Below are 15,614 nucleotides of genomic sequence, written 5' to 3' on the forward strand. Positions count from 1 at the left end.
AACCGTGCTGTGGTCGTCGTACTGTGGCGTACAAATACAGGGAAACGGCGGAACGCAGGAATACTTGTGGTAGGCGCGGTCGTAATTAATCCGCGTCGCGCGCGGGCGCGATGTCTTCCGAAATCTCCTGGCGAAGCTTCGGCCCGTGAGCGAGTCGCCGGCCGAGAGCGGTGACGAACGCCTCGTAGCGCTCGCCTGCTTTCGAGCGCGCCGCAGCCTGTGCGGGCTCCGGCAGCGGCGGGTTTGTCGTCAGCCAGAAGCGGATGAACACGGCCAGCGTTTCGACGCTGATTCCGAGATCGCGCTCCATCCGCGCCATTCGCCGGTCGATCTGGTCGAGCCGCTTCGTCGTCGCAGCCTCCTGCCGTTCGGCAGCATCAGGCGACAGAAAGGAGGCGATGCCGGCTTCCGCGATCAGCGAGAGGGATTGATCACGACGGCCCGCGTGCGCGGCGAGCGCCTTCATGACCTCCGGTTCGAGATATACAGACAGGCGCTGCTTTTTGGGGGGCTTCGCCATTGTGCCTCCTAAAGATCGATGCCGTCGCCGGGATCAAGCGACGCCTGCCGCGCCACCTGGCGCATCGTCTGGTTCATGCGCGAGAGGCGCGCGGCGTCCTCGTCGGCGTCGTCGCGGGGATCGATCTCAAACTCGTTTTCGATGGGTTGCTTTGGCTCGACGGGTTTTGAGCGACTCAACTCCGGCTGGTGCCGGCGCTCGGAGTCGGTCGTATCCTCGTCCTCCGATCCGTCGCCGCTAGCGGCCGCTGCCATCACCGGTGTCGCCGGAAGAGGCAGCGTGCTCCAGTCGTCCGGTCGTGCAGTGGTCGGCTTGACGAGATTCGGCGGCGGCAGGATGCGCTCCTGAAACCGGCGATCCTCATAATATCGCGCCTTCTTCGCGCGGATCGGCGGGGTGCCCGCCACCATGACGATTTCGTCGGATGGCGGAAGCTGCATGATCTCGCCGGGCGTCATCAGTTGCCGGGCTGTCTCCGAGCGCGAGACCATCATGTGACCGAGCCAGGGCGACAGGCGATGACCGGCATAGTTCTTCATCGCGCGCATCTCGGTCGCGGTGCCGAGCGCGTCGGAGACACGCTTGGCGGTCCGCTCGTCATTGGTCGCGAAGCTGACGCGGACATGGCAGTTGTCGAGGATCGAGTTGTTCGGTCCGTAGGCCTTCTCGATCTGGTTCAGCGACTGGGCGATGAGGAAGGCTTTGAGACCGTAGCCGGCCATGAAGGCAAGCGCGCTCTCAAAGAAGTCGAGGCGGCCGAGGGCCGGGAATTCGTCGAGCATCAGGAGAAGCCGGTGGCGGTTGCCCTTCGCGTTCAGATCCTCCGTGAGCCGCCGGCCGATCTGATTGAGGATCAGACGGATCAGCGGCTTGGTCCGGTTGATGTCGGATGGCGGCACAACGAGGTAGAGGGTGGTCGGATGCTTGCCGCCGACGATATCGACGATGCGCCAGTCACAGCGGCGTGTGACCTCGGCGACGACAGGATCGCGATAGAGGCCGAGGAACGACATCGCGGTGGACAGCACGCCGGACCGCTCGTTGTCGGATTTGTTCAGCAGCTCGCGAGCGGCGCTAGCGATCACCGGATGCGGGCCAGCCTCGCCGAGATGGGCGGTCCTCATCATGGCGGCGAGCGTCGAGTCGATCGGCCGCTTCGGGTCGGAGAGGAAGGCGGCGACGCCAGCCAGGGTCTTGTCGGCCTCGGCGTAGAGGACGTGCAGGATGGCGCCGACCAGCAGCGCGTGGCTGGTTTTTTCCCAGTGGTTCCGCTTCTCCAGCGAGCCTTCTGGGTCGACCAGGATATCGGCGATGTTCTGGACGTCGCGGACCTCCCACTCGCCGCGGCGGACCTCGAGCAGAGGATTGTAGGCGGCCGACTTCGTGTTCGTCGGATCGAACAGCAGCACGCGGCCGTGCCGGGATCGAAAGCCCGCCGTCAGCGTCCAGTTCTCCCCCTTGATGTCGTGGACGATGGCCGAGCCCGGCCAGGTCAGCAGTGACGGCACGACCAGGCCGACGCCCTTGCCGGATCGCGTGGGAGCGAAGCACAGCACATGCTCGGGACCATCGTGACGGAGGTAGTCGCGCTCGAACTTGCCCAGGATCACGCCATCCGCGCCCAGGAGGCCCGCGGCACTCACTTCGCGAGCATCGGCCCATCGGGCGGAGCCGAAGGTCTCGGCGTTCTTGGCTTCGCGCGCCCGCCACACGGACATGCCGATCGCGACGGCGATGGAAATGAAACCGCCCGACGCGGCGATATAGGCGCCTTCGATGAAGATCGGCGGAGCATAGGCATCGTAGAAATACCACCACCAGAAAAAGGCTGGCGGATAGTAGATCGGCCAACCGGCCAGTTCGAACCACGGAAGTCCAAGCTGTGGCTGGAAGCCGAGCCGATAGGCCGTCCATTGCGTCGCCGCCCAGGTTGTCATCAGCACGATCAGGACGACGGTGAGGATCTGGCCCCAGAGGATTTTGGTCGCCGACATGGCGGGCACTCCTTTCTTGATTGGGCTACATGCCGAGGCCGCGGTTGCGGCCGAAGCTCCAGTCGACGCCACCGGCGCCGTGCGACACGCCGGAGACGTGCTGACCGACCTGGCGTTCGAGGGACGGCGACCAGGGCACGAGCTGGAATCCGAGGCCGTCATCGATCATGGCGAAGCGGCCAGACGCGAGCGCGAAGCGCTGCCGGTAGGTGCCCGCCACATACTCGCCCGTTGCGGCCTTCGAGAATTGTCGGCCGGTCTCGGCCGCGAGCTTCTCGCCAAGGGCGTCGACCTCGCGCTGCCGCAGCATGTCGATCAGCCCGGGTGAGAAGCTGACGCCCCGTGTTTGTCGCTCGGCGAGACCTTGACCAACGAGATGGTCGGCACGGCGGTCCATAGCCTGGCGCACCTCGGCGCCGAAGCCGCCGCCGCCGAGCGGAACGGGCTCACGGGCGATCGCCTGCCGGTCGAGCCAGGTCGCGCCGGTTGCATGGACTTGCCTCTCGATGTCGAGATCGGAGCGGATGGCGAGCGCGACCCGTCTGCGTCCCTGCGCGTCGTCGAATTTGCGCAGCTCGACGATCGAGCCCGGCGCGCTATCGCCGGCCGCGTCGAGGTCGGGCAGCTTGATATGATGGGTCCGTCCGTCCGTGCCATCGACCACGGCGTAGGCGGTGCCCTTCAGCTCATCGTCGAGACCACGATCGACCAGCCGGCCAACGACAGGATCGTTGAGGCTCTCGCCGGCGAGCACATAGCTGGCGGCGCCGCGCTCGATACCGCGTTCCGTCAGGCCGCGGTGAATGCGTTTGATGATGTCGCCGCGCTCGCCCAGTTCGCGCAGCGTCGCCTCGGCATTCTCCGATACGACCCATTGGCCGGGGCCGACCTGATCCGCAAGGCCGAGCGTCTCCAGCTTCCGCAGCCGGCCGACCTTCATCGCGTGGAACTCGTCGGGCTGGCGATCGGGATGCGGGGCGAGATCGACGACGCCGGTGCGATAGGCGTCGCGCGAAAGCTGGCGGTCGAGATTGGTCCAGCGTTCCGACTCGATCTGGCGTTCGAGATTGCGGCGTATCTCGTGATCGGTGCGCGGCCCCAACTCTTGGGTGGCGAGATCCTGCGCGCGGGCGCGCATGCCTTCCTTGATGTAGTCGCGCGAGATGACGAGGTCCTGGCCGTCATCGGTGCGCCCGCGCAGGATGATGTGGACGTGCGGATTATCCGTGTTCCAGTGATCGACACCGACCCAGTCGAGCTTGGTGCCGAGATCCTTTTCCATCTGCCCCATCAGGTCGCGGGCATAGGTCTTGAGGTCGGACATCTCCGTCGCGTCCTCGGGCGAGACGATGAACCGGAAATGATGCCGATCATCCTGGGTCCGCTCGGCGAAGGCCTTGGGATCGGCGTCCTCGGTCTCGGGACCGAACAGCCGCGCCTTCTCCCCATCCCGGGTGACACCCTCGCGCCGCAGGTAGCTAAGGTGGGCGGAAAGCGGCGTGGCCCGCGCGCTATGACGGACGACGCGCGTCTTGATTACGGTGTTGCGCGATCGGCTGGTGAGCAGCCGGTTGGCCTGCACCGTCGCGCGCTGGCCGCGCCCGAAACGCGAGCGGTTGCCCGAACTGATCGTGCCGGACCGCGAGACGCTGCCGCCGGCGCGCTGCGCAGCCGCCAGCGCTTGGGCGATGAAGGGTCGCGCCTGCTGCGCGCGGGTCGAGCGGATGCGGCCTGGCCGGATGCGGAAATCGTCCTCGCTGCTCATGGCCGAGGCCCCGCACATCGCGCAATCGCGCGGTAATCCTTGGCGAAATGGCGGATGCGCAGGCTGCGCCGATCAGGCGCACCTCGCGCCAATGCGCCATAAGTCCCTGAAAACACACGACCGCACCAAGCCGCACCTCGCGCGCTTTTATCTCGCCATCGTGCGGTTGTGTTGCCTGCTCTCCCTCCTCGGACCGCCATCCTTCCGCCAGAGCACGCTATTCCACGAAATACTGCGAGCACCGTCATCGCGGCCCCCCATCGCCGTTTCGGGCGACAAACAGGCCTGCGGATTGCGGAGCGATGGCTGTGACATCGCGCACCGGAGTTGCAGCCGGGGTCTCATTCGACGCGCTATCGCCGGTCGTCGAAACAGCGGTGGCGGCGCGCTCGGATTGCACGATGAACAGCGGCGAGCGCGTCCAGGCGTTGGGATCGGCGGTCGCGACCGTGACGGGAGCAAGCGCGTCTGCGCCGCCGATAATGGGCGCGAGCGCGGCGACATAGGCGCGGGTTTCAGCGGGCAACGGACGGCCAGCAAGATACTCTTCATAGCGGCCGGGACCAGCATTATAGGCCGCGAGAAAGCCCGGCGAACCGTAGCGGTCGTGCATCTCGCGCAGGTAGGCGGCGCCTGCCAGAATGTTGTCGCGTGGATCGTAAGGATTCGCGCCGAGCCGGTGACGGGCGCGCAGATCAGCCCATGTGGCGGGCATGACTTGCATCAGGCCCATCGCGCCGGCCGACGAGATCGCCCGCACGTCCCCAGCGCTTTCGACGCGCATGACGGCGCGTATCCAGTGCTCGGGAATGCCGAAGCGTTGCGCGGCCTCGGTGATGAATGTGGCGTAGGGAGCGACGCGAGAGGGGCGCTCGGCGGACACCGTCTGCGCATTCGCATTGGCGCAAAGCGGTGCGGAAAGCAGAAGGCCGGAAAGGAGAAGGAGGACTGTGCGCCGGGCGGTGTTTGACCGCCCGGCGACAGCTTTGGGGAGCGGGACCGACATCGTTCAGTCCCGCTCTGCGCGCTTGGGCGGACGATTCCAGTGCAAGCCCCAGGCGGACTTGTCGTCGGCGGACTGGAAGAGGTTAGCGCGGATCGGATGACCGAAGGTCGGATCGTCGATCTGCAGCGAGACGTAGTCGCCGGCCTTCTCGCCAGTGCGCTTCCAGCCCGCACCGATCTCCGCGCCGGTTTCGTTGTTCATGCTGTCGAGAACATGGACGCGGAAGTCTGGCGCGTTCTCGGCATCGGACGGTTCGGCCGGAACGATGATGATGTCCTGGTGCAATGTCAGCGTCATTAGGTGGCCGATGAAGCCGTCATTTTCGCTCGTGAATTGACCGATGAGGGACATGGGTTTCTCCTTGGCTGTGCGGTGGACGGGGTCATGGGCGTGCCGTCACCGCGTCGGCGCGCGCCAGACGAAGCGGTCATCGCCGTCCTCGTCGGTGTAGAGGGGGGTGGCCCGGCCGATGACCGAGCTGGTGGGGAGCGGGCCGAAGTAGCGGCCGTCGAGGCTGTCGCGGACCTGCCAGTTCATCAGGAACAGCTCGTCGTCGGCGATGACGCGACACCCCTGCCAGATCGGCAGTTCGCGGCCCCGACGATCACGGTCGAGCGCGTCGCCGATGGCGTGGCCGTCGACGGTGATCGTGTGGCCCGATCGGCACACACGTTGACCGGGCAGACCCGCGACCCGCTTCAGCAGCGGCACGCCGCGTGGCAAATATCCGCCATCGGCAAGGAACGTGGCGATCGGCTCCGGTGCCGCTACGGCGACGAGGTCGGTCGCTTCCAATACGTCGCTGGCGCTGATCGCATAGAGGCCGATCGGCGTGCTCGCGGAGGCATTCCAGATCAGCTTTGGCGCGAAGGAGATGATCGACAGGACGCCAATCAGCATCACCGCGAAGTACGTCGTCATGACGTATCCAATGCGGCTCATGGCATGATCCTCCGGCGCAAGAGGAAGGCGCGATGCTGCTGCGCGTCGTAGGCGCGCGGTGCTTCACCGGCCGTCAGACGGTTGTGAACGTGTCGCCAGTGATCGGGCGAAACGTCGATCGCTTCGATGCCCCGCGCCTCGATCGCATCGATGAGCTGGAGCACGCGCTCGACCTTCGGCCAGCCATCGGCGCGCAACAGGATGTCGCCGCCGGGGCGCACGAATGGCAGGGTCTGGCAGCGCTCGCCCGCAGCGACGGCGCGCACGATGTCGAGCCGAGAAAGTGCGGTGCCGTAGTCGTTGGAGGTCCAGCGAACGAAGGCGAAAACACTGTCCGGTGCGAACGACACGACGCGTCGGCGGCGGTCGAGGATCTGTTCGGCGATCTCGCGGCCGAACCTGATCCAGAATTCGATCTTCTTCTCGACCCACGTCAACTCGACATGGGTCAGTGCATCGGCCGCTGGCGCTGGCGGCAAGCCGGTGCGCAGCGACGGGTCGGCGACACCGATCATCGCGGCTCTCCTTCGCTGGTGGGGAACTCGCGCTCGAACAGCGCGCGCAGCATGTCGGCGACCGTCTGTCCGCGCTGGAAGGCGGCAATCTTGATCCGGCCGCGCATGTCGGCGGTGACGTCGATCGTCAGCCTGGCGGTAAATTCGGCGGCGGGGTCCGCGCGCGGCGATGGACGGTCTGGCGCCTTGATCCAGCTTTCCGGATCGGCAGGCCGGGTCGCAAAACTGCGTTTCGAGGACCGCTCGCTCATGTCGCGATCCTCGTGACTTCGGCGGCGAGCGCGGCAATCTCCCGCGCGGCGGGCGATGTATCGTCCTGCTCGGCCGCGAGCCGTCCGGTCTGCACGACATCGGCGAAGGCGATGCGCTGACCGATGGTGGTGAGGAGCGGCGGGGGATCGTGTTCAGCGAGCGTCTCAGCGGTTTCGCGGGCGAGGATCGTGCGGGCGGCACAGCGGTTCAGTACGAACCGCGCCTTGAGGTCCGGTCGATAGATCCGCGCTTCGCTGAGCAGCGTCAGCATCTCGGCAGACGCCCAGCCGTCGAGCGGTGACGGCTGCACCGGGATCAGTACAAGATCGGCAGCCAGCAGCGCCGAACGCATCAGACCGGCGACACGCGGCGGTCCGTCGATGACGACATGATCGACATCGCGCGCCAGTTCCGGCGCTTCGCGGTGGAGCGTGTCGCGGGCCAGGCCGACAACACCGAACAGCCGCTCCAATCCCTCACGGCCGCGCTGCTGTGACCAGTCGAGCGCCGAGCCCTGTGGGTCGGCGTCGATCAGCGTGACGCGCTGCCCATGCCGAGCCCATTCACCGGCGAGATGGAGGGCGAGCGTCGTCTTTCCGACGCCGCCCTTCTGGTTGAGGAACGCGACGATCATGACGGTCTCCCGGCGATCGGGGACTCGTCCACAGCGGTCGAAAAACGCATTTGCGTTAGAAAGATTCCGTAGGAATCTAGGTTAGATAAGTTACGGGGCTCGCAAGCGGCTGATTCAGCGCGATGAATCGACGATTCCGGTCCCCGATAGCACGAGAGTCCGGTCCCCGATGGCACGATAGCGCCGGTCCCTGATAGCACGAGATGATTCACAGCTTATCCCCAGGTCGAGTTGTCGAGCGGCGACGGCGGCGCGGGATGCCGAGCGCGTCGGGATCGGTGGGTACGAAGAACAGGATTTCGGGGCCGCCGAGGCACTGCTCGATGGTCAGGCGATAGCCCGGCAGCGGCTGGCGGCGCACGATGTCGCGCAGGTCGTAGGCGAAATGCTTGAGCGGCGAGAGACTGCCGGACTTGGCGTGGAGATGCGGGAAGTCGAAGCTCCAGCCGTGTTCCTGCTTGCCGCCGTGCTTGCGCACGAGGCGGTAGAGCCAGCGCTCCAGACCGCCGGTCAGCCTGAAATAGTTGCGGTCGATCGTCAGGACGAGCGCGTCGTCAAGGACCGCGCCGTAGAACCAGTCCGGCACGATCAGTTCGAGCCCGAGCGGGCGGCCGCGGTGATCGGCTCGCTCCTTCCATTCATTGATCCAGGAGAAGCGGTGCATCCGCCGCTCGGTCGGCTGGCGGATTGAGGTCGCTATGGTGGTGGACTGGAGGCGGTCGAGCGCGGCCTTCAGCCGGTCGTAATCGCGCAGCGAGACACCGCGTCCAATGAAGTTCAGAATCTCGTAAGGCGTGGTCGCCATCAGGCGTGACGGGCGCAGGCCGACGTCACGGGCCTCGACGATTTGTGAGGCCGCCCAGATCAGAACATCAGCGTCCCAGATCGTCGCCATGCCGTGCTCGGGCACGGCTTCGACACGGATTTTCACCGAACCCGCCTTGAAGTCGATCGGCGTCAGGCGCTTCGACTTGGCAAGCGAGAAGAACGGATAGGCCATGAGGTCCTGCGCGTCGCGCGGCGCGAGATCGCCGGACAGCGCCCGGAACAGATCGAGCTGCGCACGCTCGTCGTGCTGTGTGTGACGGGACGACATGGCGTGTCGTCTCAGCGCGGCTGGCGGCCGGCGAAGCGGCGATCCGACGGCTCCTGCCGCTTGGCGGGGAGCACCGTGCCGCGCGGATCAGAGGTCGAACTGACGAGGCCGCGATCGGCCCACGTCTGGAGATCCTCTATGGCGTAGACGACTCGGCCGCCGAGCTTCCTGTAAGCCGGGCCGGTGCCGTAGGTGCGGTGCTTCTCCAGTGTGCGCTCGGACAGTCCGAGGAAGCGAGCGGCCTCCTGCGTGCGCAGGTAGCGTGGCGGGATGCCGGCGGTCGTATCGGCCATTGTCGAGCCTCCGTGGTCTCATCGGGGGCCGCTGCCGTCAGGCGGCGGTTCGAGAGCACGGTGGCGTGAAGACGGTGGGTCGGACGATGTCGGAGATAGGAATCTAGTTTCGACACGCCGCAGGCGGTCGATGGCGGGCTATGATCGGCGGGGTCGGCGCAGGAGGGAGCGGTAGCCGCCTTCAACGAGTTTCACGCCGTCGCGCGCCAGCCGGATCGTGACTTCGCGCAGCGCGTCCCCGGCCCAGGAGGCGGCGTCGATTTTATGACCAGGGAACAGAACCTCCCCGATCGATCGATATGTCGCGCCGGCACGACGTCCATCGACCGCACGCAGCATTTGGCGCGCGCGCTCGCGGCGCTGAGGCGTCATTCGAGGGTCGTTCGGGACGCGCTTGCCTTTGATCGCGCTCCAGAACCGGGTCAGCGCGGTCTGTCGATCCGGTGTGAGGTCATCGAACATGACCATCGCCGCGAGCGGGTTCTCGTCCTGCGGGTCCGCGAGCGTGACGTCATACTGCTCGCCGCAGATATCGAGCCTGAGATGAGCAGGGTCGTGCTGGAATATGGTACGGAGGCGTAACTCGTCGGCAGTGATGGAAAACCCTTCAGGGCGCGGACCTGCGGCGAACATTATTGCCGACGGATCGACTTGAGGGGTCCAAAAAATCTGCTGGGCATGAGCCGCGATGAGAGGGTCGGCGCCGAAATCGCAACCCCCATAGGTTCGCAAATTCTTCGGCCGTTTCGAGTGAGAGTCGGCCGCTGGACACAAGCTCCTGATAGGCTTTCCGGTAGTCGGGGTTTCGGCGCAGAAATTCCCAGGCAAGGTTACCCGGAGTTAGATTGTCGATATAGTTGTAGGCGGTCTCAGACCGCCAACTTTCATCTTCGGACATCCTCCACCGCCTCCGCGAAATTATGACGCAACGCGAGTCAAGCAGCGATCACGATCCCAAGTTGAGCGTGGCGTGTGAAGAACGAAGTCGGATCAACGTGATGCAGGTTCTGCATCACCTCAATGGAGGCGGGGGCCGAGAAGCTCGCAAAAGCCGTTCTCGGTCATCCATTTCGCGCGAGCGAGGTGTGCGGCATGAATTTTCGCTGCACGGTCGGGGTCCGCTGCGGGATCGAGGCCGAAGAGAAGCTCGACGACTTCCTCCCAGGTCGCGCCGTCCGCCTCGGCGTCGAGCAGCCTCAGGTACAACTTCAGATGCGCCTGGTCATAGGCGGTGAGCGCCGCGCCGAGCGGCGGTTCGTCCAGATATTCTGCGTTGGTCACGATGAGCCCCACGAGTCATTCGTATCCAATTTGGAGCGGTTTGTTAACTGTAATGATATCCCGCGCCATACCGCCGCGGTTTGACGCAAAATCAGGATGGTCGGGCGAGTTCGCCCGAAAAAGTCGTCAAGGGTTGTCCTTGTCACCAACCAGCATCACTCCCACGCTTTGGCCGGAGTTGAGCAGGACGATGCCACCGCCTTCAAAGGCTCGACGGACCTGATCGCGTGTTGATTCGTACACCTCGAGCCCGCTGTCGGATTCAAGGCGCTTCAACGCGGTCAGTGATACCCGGGCCTTGTCAGCGAGCGTCTCCTGTGTCCAGCCGAGCAACGCGCGTGCGGCCCGTGATTGTCGGGCGGTGATCATGCATGATCACCTCCCACTCGGACCTACGCGTACGCCAGAACTACGGCTTCTCTATTCGGGCCAATCGGATAGCGAGGCTTCCCGCGCGCTCCGCTGGCTCATTTACATACTATAGTTGATAAACTCAAAGTATGTAAATCACGATCCTCCTGCGCATGGATATGCGCAAATTGGTCGGCCGGAACTTCGCCCGCCTGCGTCGGGAGAAAGGCCTGACCCAGGAAGAGGTCGAAGCGCGCTCCGGTTTCAGTCAACAGTATCTCAGCAGCCTTGAACGCGGCCGGAGGAACCCGACCGTGATCACGCTTCTCTATTCGGGCCAATCGGATAGCGAGGCTTCCCGCGCGCTCCGCTGGCTCATTTACATACTATAGTTGATAAACTCAAAGTATGTAAATCACGATCCTCCTGCGCATGGATATGCGCAAATTGGTCGGCCGGAACTTCGCCCGCCTGCGTCGGGAGAAAGGCCTGACCCAGGAAGAGGTCGAAGCGCGCTCCGGTTTCAGTCAACAGTATCTCAGCAGCCTTGAACGCGGCCGGAGGAACCCGACCGTGATCACGCTTTATGAATTGGCTCAGGCCCTCGGCGTCAGCCACATGGAATTGGTCCGGCCCGACGATCAGCTTTGAGCCGTATTCCCGCGAGGATCATGCTTCTCTTCGTGGTCGGCACGAGGCCGCCACAGGATGGGATCAGAAGAGCCGGCGGAGCAATCTATAATGCGGCTTCGCGTTGGACATGCCGACGCTGCCAAGTCGTATTTGCGAACTCACCGTCCCTCGTCCCCTCGCAGGGAGACGCCTCAGTCAGACTTGCGCCTGACCGAACCTATGTCAGAGGAGCGGCGGCCTCTGGCCGCTTACCCCAGTCGAACTCAGTTCCATCCACCCACATGCGATGCAGTATGACACCGATGCGGCGAGCGAGGGCGACGATCGCCTTCTTGTGGCCTCGACGTCGCGAGACCTGAGCAGCCCAAGCCTTTAGGGTGGACCAGCGTTTTACGCGAGTCAGTAGCACCTGTGCTGCCTCGTAGAGCGCGCTGCGCGTCATGGCGTCACCCCATCTCGAAATGCGGCCGGTGCGATCCACTTCGCCGGATTGGTGCTTGCGCGGCGTCAGACCAAAATGGGCACCAACGGTTCGCGACCGAGTGAAGCGAGATGGGACATCGACCGTTGCCCGGAAGATGAGCGCTACGAGCGGGCCGACCCCCGGCACCGTCATAAACCGGCGCGAAACAGTGTCGTCCCGCGCGAGACGGACAAGCAAATCGTCCAACCGACCGAACTGCTCCCGCAGCGATCGCCGCGCCAACAGGAGCGTATCAGCGACTATGTGTAGGTCGCTTCCTGCGATCAGTTCCCGTACTCGCGGCTCGAAATCGCGCGCCGTGACTTTGCCGAGGTGATATCCGAAGTTTCGGATGAGACCACGGATTTCATTTTCAACATCCTGGAGCTTGTTTCGCAGGAGTTGGCGGGCCGTCAGGACGGTCCGAAGGCGCTGGCTTGTCGGCGTCTTGACGTGGACGGGTTTGAAGAGGCCGACGCGCATCATCTGCGCGATTCCGCGCGCATCATGCCGGTCGGTCTTGTTGAGTTGCGCGGAGAGAGCCGCCTTCATGTGCCGGGTCTCTACACACACGATGGGAATGCCGGCTTCGGCTAAATGCCCATAAATGTGCTGAGACAGCATCCCTGCTTCGAGACCGACGCGGACGACTGGAAGCGGGAGCGACAGGATATGCTGCGCAATCTCTTCCGGATTGGATGAAAGCTTTCGTTCATGCGCTACCTGCCCATCGGCGTTGACAACGCAGAGATTGATTGTTCGGGCGGAAACATCCAGCCCAATATAATAGCTTTGAGACATGCCGAACTCCTCCGAATCAAGAGTCGACACGTCTCATAACCAATCTACAGACCATTTTGTAAACTACGACTATTTCAGTCGTTCTCGGGACTAGACTGGCCCTTGGGCCGCGACGAGCCATCACCTATTGCATCGTGCGCCTCCTTCAGGATATTCCAGCCACCCTTGAGCACGATGCCGCCAACCAGCAACCCGATGATTAGGTCAGGCAGCGGGGACGCGAAGAACATGACCGCGGCACCCGACGCGACAATGCCGGCGTTCGCCAGCATATCGTTCGTCGTAAAGATCCAGGACGCTTTGAGATGCACACCTCGATCCCGATGCGACCGCAGCAGTTTTAAGCAAACTACATTAAGCGCGGCATTGGCGAGAGCCGTGACGATCATGGCGAGGCCGATTGGCTCGGCACCCACGAAGAAACGGCGAAGCACCTCCACGAACAATGCAAGTCCAAAGGCGATCAGAAGCAAACCCGAAAGACGCGCCACTCGCACCTTTGCCACGATCGTCCGGCCGACGGCATAAAGGCTGACGGCATAAACGCCGGCATCTCCCAAATTATCCAGGGCGGCACCCAAGAGACCTGTCGAGTCTGCGATAACGCCGACGACACCGGCCACGATCACCTGCAAGAAGTTTATGGCAAGAACCCAGATAAGAGTCCTGCGTTCGGCGGCATTGCTCGCGTCAAGCTCGATTTCACCTTCTTCTTGTTGTTTTTCACTCATACACGTTTCCGATATTTTGCATCTCAAGTGAAATAGCCCAAAGCAACCGCCCAGATGAGTACGATACCGAGAACACCTCGGTAAATAACAAACGGCCAGGCGGAAAAACGCTCGAGAACGCGCATCAGCCCCCAAATCGCACAGAACGCGGAAATAGAAGCCACGACGAGCCCGACAAGAAGTAGTGACCAGCCGTCGGCGGAAAGCTGCACTTTGTGGAGTTCCCAGAGCTCCTTGAAGCCAGCCAGGGCGATTGCCGGCAGGCCAAGAAGGAATGAGAACCGCGCCGCCTCATCTCGCTTCAGGCCGAGGGCGAGCGCCGCAGTCAAAGTCGAGCCTGAACGCGAAACGCCAGGAATCAGCGCTCCGATTTGAGCAATTCCCACGATCATTGCATCGATGGCCGATGTGTTCTCAAGCGTTCGTCGGTGCCGGGCAAAAATCTCCGCGAGCGCCAGGAGGACAGCCATGACGATGCACGCCCAGCCGATGACTTCGAGAGTACGAAGCGGCGAGCCGCACGCGTTCAACGCTCCAGACAAGGAAAGGCCGGCAATACCGATCGGGATCGTGGCAAGGAGAATTCCGACCGAGAAGCGGAAGTGTCGATCTCGGAAATCCCGATTTGCGACGGCACGCAGCGAATTGGTGGCTAGTTGGCTCACGTCGCTCCAGAAATAACTGACGACTGCAGTAAGCGCTGCAAGCTGCATGGCGGCTGAAAAGGCTGAGCCAGGATCCTGCCAACCGAGCAGCGCAGGCACGATCCGCATATGGGCGGTCGAAGAGATCGGTAGCAACTCGGTGATGCCTTGGACAAGTCCGAGCAGGGCGACCTTGCCATAGCCTAGCGCCACGAATCCGGTGTCGACGCCTTGAGTACACGCTCCCGTCATTCTGGCTCCCGGTTGTTGCGCGGCGCGGGCGCGCCCCGATGAATCACGCGCCAAAGTTCGGCGGGGGTTCTGAAGCCGACTGACGAGTCGCAGCAATTCGCGGCAGCCAGCGAGTCCCTCAACCGATCGCTCCCAGCATCGGAAACGTCATCAGCATCCAAATGGCGATCTCCTGCAACCTCCCGGTCATCATCAAAACGCCGACGCCGATCATGACCGCACCACCGCCGATGTTCAGCGCGGCACCGACGCGGCGCATGCGCTTCAATGCGGCTGCCGCGTTTCCCATGAAGAGGGCCGTGAGGAGAAACGGCACACCGAGGCCGAGGCCGTAAGTTCCGAGAAGAATCGCGCCGTTGCCTGATGACGTCGCGGTTACCGTGAGGATGGAGCCCAATACCGGGCCAATGCAGGGCGTCCAGCCGAAGGCAAAGGCGACACCCAGCAGGAAGGCGCCGACCGGTCCATTGACCTGGCGCGGTCCGTTCCATCGGCGGTCGGTCATGAGTATCGGGAGGCGAAGGAGCCCCGTCATCGCCAAACCGAAGACAATGACCAGAGCTCCGCCGATCAGGTTGGTTTCCATCTGGAAGCGTTGGAGAAGGCCGCCGAGGGCCATCGCGCTGACTCCAAGCAGCACGAATATGGTCGTGAACCCGAGCACGAACAGCAGCGCAGGGCGGAAGATGTGAAGCCGGGATACCGCATCACTGCTGCCGGTCGTGCCGGCGCCACCAGCGACATAGGACAGGTAGCCCGGCACGAGCGGCAGGACGCAGGGTGAAAGGAAGGAGATAGCGCCGGCAGCGGCCGCTGTCGCCAGCCCGAGCAACGATATTTCCAGCGCCGCCATGCTCAGCGCTTCCCGTTGCTAAGCGGCTCCTGCGTGCGAAGCACCGGTTGGGTCGAAAAAAGCGATCCAGCCAGGAGCAGCGCGACGCCAATGCTGATTGCAACATCCGCCATGTTGAAGGTCGGCCAATGCCAGTTGCCTATGTGAAAATCGAGAAAGTCTGTCACCGCGCCTTGATGCACGCGGTCAACGATGTTGCCGGCGGCGCCGCCGGCGATCAAACCGAGAGCCGTTGCTTCAATGGTCCTGCGGGTCCGCATTGCCCAAACGAGAAGACCGACCGTGATCGCCACTTTGATCCCGGCCAACACCAACGGATGCTCGAGGAAGACATCTTGGAACATCCCGAAGCTGACTCCGGTGTTGAAGCCGAGCGTCAGGTTGAAAAAGGGCACAACCTCGATCACGCGTGGCGGGACCATGACGGCATTTATGATCAACCACTTCGTAGCAACGTCGAAAAGAAGCGCGGCCACAAATGCGCCGCCAACCCATATCGCGATATTTCTAGCGGGACGTTCGGCCACGATGATTCCTTGTGTTCTTCGGGTTCTGATCGGCATTTCTGTCGTCAGCGGCCGCCCCAAT

Annotated in this window: 22 protein-coding genes; 2 read left to right on the forward strand and 20 right to left on the reverse strand. The window is 63.5% G+C overall.

Going from position 1 to position 15,614, the window contains the following annotated elements; all coding sequences use genetic code 11:
• Positions 1–85: 85 nt before the first annotated feature.
• The 15 genes from MOE34_RS07725 to MOE34_RS07790 form a co-directional block, all read right to left on the reverse strand.
• Positions 86–520 (reverse strand): CopG family transcriptional regulator, encoded by a 435-nt coding sequence (locus MOE34_RS07725; RefSeq protein ID WP_242222627.1) that lies wholly within the window; start codon positions 518–520, stop codon positions 86–88.
• Between the two features lie 8 nt (positions 521–528).
• Complete coding sequence (locus tag MOE34_RS07730) at positions 529–2,514, reverse strand: conjugal transfer protein TraG (RefSeq protein WP_242222629.1); 1,986 nt, start codon at positions 2,512–2,514, stop codon at positions 529–531.
• 25 nt (positions 2,515–2,539) lie between these two features.
• Positions 2,540–4,279 (reverse strand): relaxase/mobilization nuclease domain-containing protein, encoded by a 1,740-nt coding sequence (locus MOE34_RS07735; RefSeq protein ID WP_242222632.1) that lies wholly within the window; start codon positions 4,277–4,279, stop codon positions 2,540–2,542.
• 244 nt (positions 4,280–4,523) lie between these two features.
• The gene (locus MOE34_RS07740; RefSeq protein ID WP_242222634.1) at positions 4,524–5,285 is read right to left on the reverse strand and encodes a lytic transglycosylase domain-containing protein; all 762 of its coding nucleotides are present in this window, start codon (positions 5,283–5,285) and stop codon (positions 4,524–4,526) included.
• A 3-nt stretch (positions 5,286–5,288) separates the two neighbouring features.
• Complete coding sequence (locus MOE34_RS07745; protein WP_066115925.1) at positions 5,289–5,636, reverse strand: DUF736 domain-containing protein; 348 nt, start codon at positions 5,634–5,636, stop codon at positions 5,289–5,291.
• 45 nt (positions 5,637–5,681) lie between these two features.
• The gene (locus MOE34_RS07750) at positions 5,682–6,227 is read right to left on the reverse strand and encodes a S26 family signal peptidase (protein ID WP_242222636.1); all 546 of its coding nucleotides are present in this window, start codon (positions 6,225–6,227) and stop codon (positions 5,682–5,684) included.
• A complete protein-coding gene (locus tag MOE34_RS07755; protein ID WP_242222638.1) occupies positions 6,224–6,742 on the reverse strand; it encodes a DUF2840 domain-containing protein in 519 nt (172 codons plus the stop codon). Before MOE34_RS07755 ends, MOE34_RS07750 begins: the two co-directional genes overlap by 4 nt.
• The gene (locus MOE34_RS07760) at positions 6,739–6,993 is read right to left on the reverse strand and encodes a ribbon-helix-helix protein (protein ID WP_242222639.1); all 255 of its coding nucleotides are present in this window, start codon (positions 6,991–6,993) and stop codon (positions 6,739–6,741) included. The genes MOE34_RS07755 and MOE34_RS07760 overlap by 4 nt, the downstream gene beginning before the upstream one ends.
• On the reverse strand, positions 6,990–7,628 hold the full coding sequence (parA, locus tag MOE34_RS07765) for a ParA family partition ATPase (protein WP_242222641.1): 639 nt from the start codon (positions 7,626–7,628) through the stop codon (positions 6,990–6,992). Before parA ends, MOE34_RS07760 begins: the two co-directional genes overlap by 4 nt.
• A gap of 208 nt (positions 7,629–7,836) precedes the next feature.
• Positions 7,837–8,724 (reverse strand): replication initiator protein A, encoded by an 888-nt coding sequence (locus MOE34_RS07770; RefSeq protein WP_242222643.1) that lies wholly within the window; start codon positions 8,722–8,724, stop codon positions 7,837–7,839.
• A gap of 11 nt (positions 8,725–8,735) precedes the next feature.
• Positions 8,736–9,017: a helix-turn-helix transcriptional regulator gene (locus MOE34_RS07775; RefSeq protein ID WP_066115913.1), complete on the reverse strand. Its 282-nt coding sequence runs from the start codon at positions 9,015–9,017 to the stop codon at positions 8,736–8,738.
• A gap of 138 nt (positions 9,018–9,155) precedes the next feature.
• Positions 9,156–9,650: a DUF2285 domain-containing protein gene (locus MOE34_RS07780; protein WP_242222645.1), complete on the reverse strand. Its 495-nt coding sequence runs from the start codon at positions 9,648–9,650 to the stop codon at positions 9,156–9,158.
• Complete coding sequence (locus MOE34_RS25575) at positions 9,625–9,915, reverse strand: transcriptional regulator domain-containing protein (protein ID WP_376717665.1); 291 nt, start codon at positions 9,913–9,915, stop codon at positions 9,625–9,627. Before MOE34_RS25575 ends, MOE34_RS07780 begins: the two co-directional genes overlap by 26 nt.
• A gap of 119 nt (positions 9,916–10,034) precedes the next feature.
• A complete protein-coding gene (locus MOE34_RS07785) occupies positions 10,035–10,298 on the reverse strand; it encodes a DNA -binding domain-containing protein (RefSeq protein WP_242222647.1) in 264 nt (87 codons plus the stop codon).
• A gap of 126 nt (positions 10,299–10,424) precedes the next feature.
• Positions 10,425–10,667 carry a helix-turn-helix domain-containing protein gene (locus MOE34_RS07790; RefSeq protein WP_026227536.1) on the reverse strand — a complete coding sequence of 81 codons (243 nt, stop codon included), beginning with the start codon at positions 10,665–10,667 and terminating at the stop codon, positions 10,425–10,427.
• A gap of 155 nt (positions 10,668–10,822) precedes the next feature.
• Between MOE34_RS07790 and MOE34_RS07795 the strand changes: the two genes are divergently transcribed.
• Together MOE34_RS07795 and MOE34_RS07800 are read left to right on the forward strand one after the other, a co-directional pair.
• Positions 10,823–11,041: a helix-turn-helix domain-containing protein gene (locus MOE34_RS07795; RefSeq protein ID WP_242222648.1), complete on the forward strand. Its 219-nt coding sequence runs from the start codon at positions 10,823–10,825 to the stop codon at positions 11,039–11,041.
• 40 nt (positions 11,042–11,081) lie between these two features.
• A complete protein-coding gene (locus tag MOE34_RS07800; RefSeq protein ID WP_024343470.1) occupies positions 11,082–11,300 on the forward strand; it encodes a helix-turn-helix domain-containing protein in 219 nt (72 codons plus the stop codon).
• Positions 11,301–11,499: 199 nt separating this feature from the next.
• Here the strand turns inward: MOE34_RS07800 and MOE34_RS07805 are convergent, their stop codons facing one another.
• The 5 genes from MOE34_RS07805 to lspA all read right to left on the reverse strand — a co-directional run bounded on the left by MOE34_RS07805 (position 11,500) and on the right by lspA (position 15,553).
• Complete coding sequence (locus MOE34_RS07805) at positions 11,500–12,546, reverse strand: IS110 family transposase (RefSeq protein WP_024343494.1); 1,047 nt, start codon at positions 12,544–12,546, stop codon at positions 11,500–11,502.
• A 74-nt stretch (positions 12,547–12,620) separates the two neighbouring features.
• Positions 12,621–13,277, reverse strand: coding sequence for a cation transporter (locus MOE34_RS07810; protein ID WP_024343495.1), 657 nt, complete (start codon positions 13,275–13,277; stop codon positions 12,621–12,623).
• A gap of 23 nt (positions 13,278–13,300) precedes the next feature.
• The gene (gene uppP / locus MOE34_RS07815; RefSeq protein ID WP_024343496.1) at positions 13,301–14,173 is read right to left on the reverse strand and encodes an undecaprenyl-diphosphatase UppP; all 873 of its coding nucleotides are present in this window, start codon (positions 14,171–14,173) and stop codon (positions 13,301–13,303) included.
• Positions 14,174–14,291: 118 nt separating this feature from the next.
• Positions 14,292–15,026 carry a cytochrome c biogenesis CcdA family protein gene (locus tag MOE34_RS07820; protein WP_024343497.1) on the reverse strand — a complete coding sequence of 245 codons (735 nt, stop codon included), beginning with the start codon at positions 15,024–15,026 and terminating at the stop codon, positions 14,292–14,294.
• 2 nt (positions 15,027–15,028) lie between these two features.
• On the reverse strand, positions 15,029–15,553 hold the full coding sequence (gene lspA, locus MOE34_RS07825; protein WP_044411231.1) for a signal peptidase II: 525 nt from the start codon (positions 15,551–15,553) through the stop codon (positions 15,029–15,031).
• Between the last annotated feature and the right edge of the window lie 61 nt (positions 15,554–15,614).

Origin of the sequence: Shinella zoogloeoides, from assembly GCF_022682305.1 — a bacterium.
Lineage (GTDB): Bacteria > Pseudomonadota > Alphaproteobacteria > Rhizobiales > Rhizobiaceae > Shinella > Shinella zoogloeoides_B.

Coding starts and splice junctions, on each gene's coding strand:
- MOE34_RS07725 (WP_242222627.1), bottom strand. CDS start 520: ATGGCGAAGCCCCCCAAAAAGCAGCGCCTGTCTGTATATCTCGAACCG.
- MOE34_RS07730 (WP_242222629.1), bottom strand. CDS start 2,514: ATGTCGGCGACCAAAATCCTCTGGGGCCAGATCCTCACCGTCGTCCTG.
- MOE34_RS07735 (WP_242222632.1), bottom strand. CDS start 4,279: ATGAGCAGCGAGGACGATTTCCGCATCCGGCCAGGCCGCATCCGCTCG.
- MOE34_RS07740 (WP_242222634.1), bottom strand. CDS start 5,285: ATGTCGGTCCCGCTCCCCAAAGCTGTCGCCGGGCGGTCAAACACCGCC.
- MOE34_RS07745 (WP_066115925.1), bottom strand. CDS start 5,636: ATGTCCCTCATCGGTCAATTCACGAGCGAAAATGACGGCTTCATCGGC.
- MOE34_RS07750 (WP_242222636.1), bottom strand. CDS start 6,227: ATGAGCCGCATTGGATACGTCATGACGACGTACTTCGCGGTGATGCTG.
- MOE34_RS07755 (WP_242222638.1), bottom strand. CDS start 6,742: ATGATCGGTGTCGCCGACCCGTCGCTGCGCACCGGCTTGCCGCCAGCG.
- MOE34_RS07760 (WP_242222639.1), bottom strand. CDS start 6,993: ATGAGCGAGCGGTCCTCGAAACGCAGTTTTGCGACCCGGCCTGCCGAT.
- parA (WP_242222641.1), bottom strand. CDS start 7,628: ATGATCGTCGCGTTCCTCAACCAGAAGGGCGGCGTCGGAAAGACGACG.
- MOE34_RS07770 (WP_242222643.1), bottom strand. CDS start 8,724: ATGTCGTCCCGTCACACACAGCACGACGAGCGTGCGCAGCTCGATCTG.
- MOE34_RS07775 (WP_066115913.1), bottom strand. CDS start 9,017: ATGGCCGATACGACCGCCGGCATCCCGCCACGCTACCTGCGCACGCAG.
- MOE34_RS07780 (WP_242222645.1), bottom strand. CDS start 9,650: ATGTTCGCCGCAGGTCCGCGCCCTGAAGGGTTTTCCATCACTGCCGAC.
- MOE34_RS25575 (WP_376717665.1), bottom strand. CDS start 9,915: ATGTCCGAAGATGAAAGTTGGCGGTCTGAGACCGCCTACAACTATATC.
- MOE34_RS07790 (WP_026227536.1), bottom strand. CDS start 10,667: ATGATCACCGCCCGACAATCACGGGCCGCACGCGCGTTGCTCGGCTGG.
- MOE34_RS07795 (WP_242222648.1), top strand. CDS start 10,823: ATGGATATGCGCAAATTGGTCGGCCGGAACTTCGCCCGCCTGCGTCGG.
- MOE34_RS07800 (WP_024343470.1), top strand. CDS start 11,082: ATGGATATGCGCAAATTGGTCGGCCGGAACTTCGCCCGCCTGCGTCGG.
- MOE34_RS07805 (WP_024343494.1), bottom strand. CDS start 12,546: ATGTCTCAAAGCTATTATATTGGGCTGGATGTTTCCGCCCGAACAATC.
- MOE34_RS07810 (WP_024343495.1), bottom strand. CDS start 13,277: ATGAGTGAAAAACAACAAGAAGAAGGTGAAATCGAGCTTGACGCGAGC.
- uppP (WP_024343496.1), bottom strand. CDS start 14,173: ATGACGGGAGCGTGTACTCAAGGCGTCGACACCGGATTCGTGGCGCTA.
- MOE34_RS07820 (WP_024343497.1), bottom strand. CDS start 15,026: ATGGCGGCGCTGGAAATATCGTTGCTCGGGCTGGCGACAGCGGCCGCT.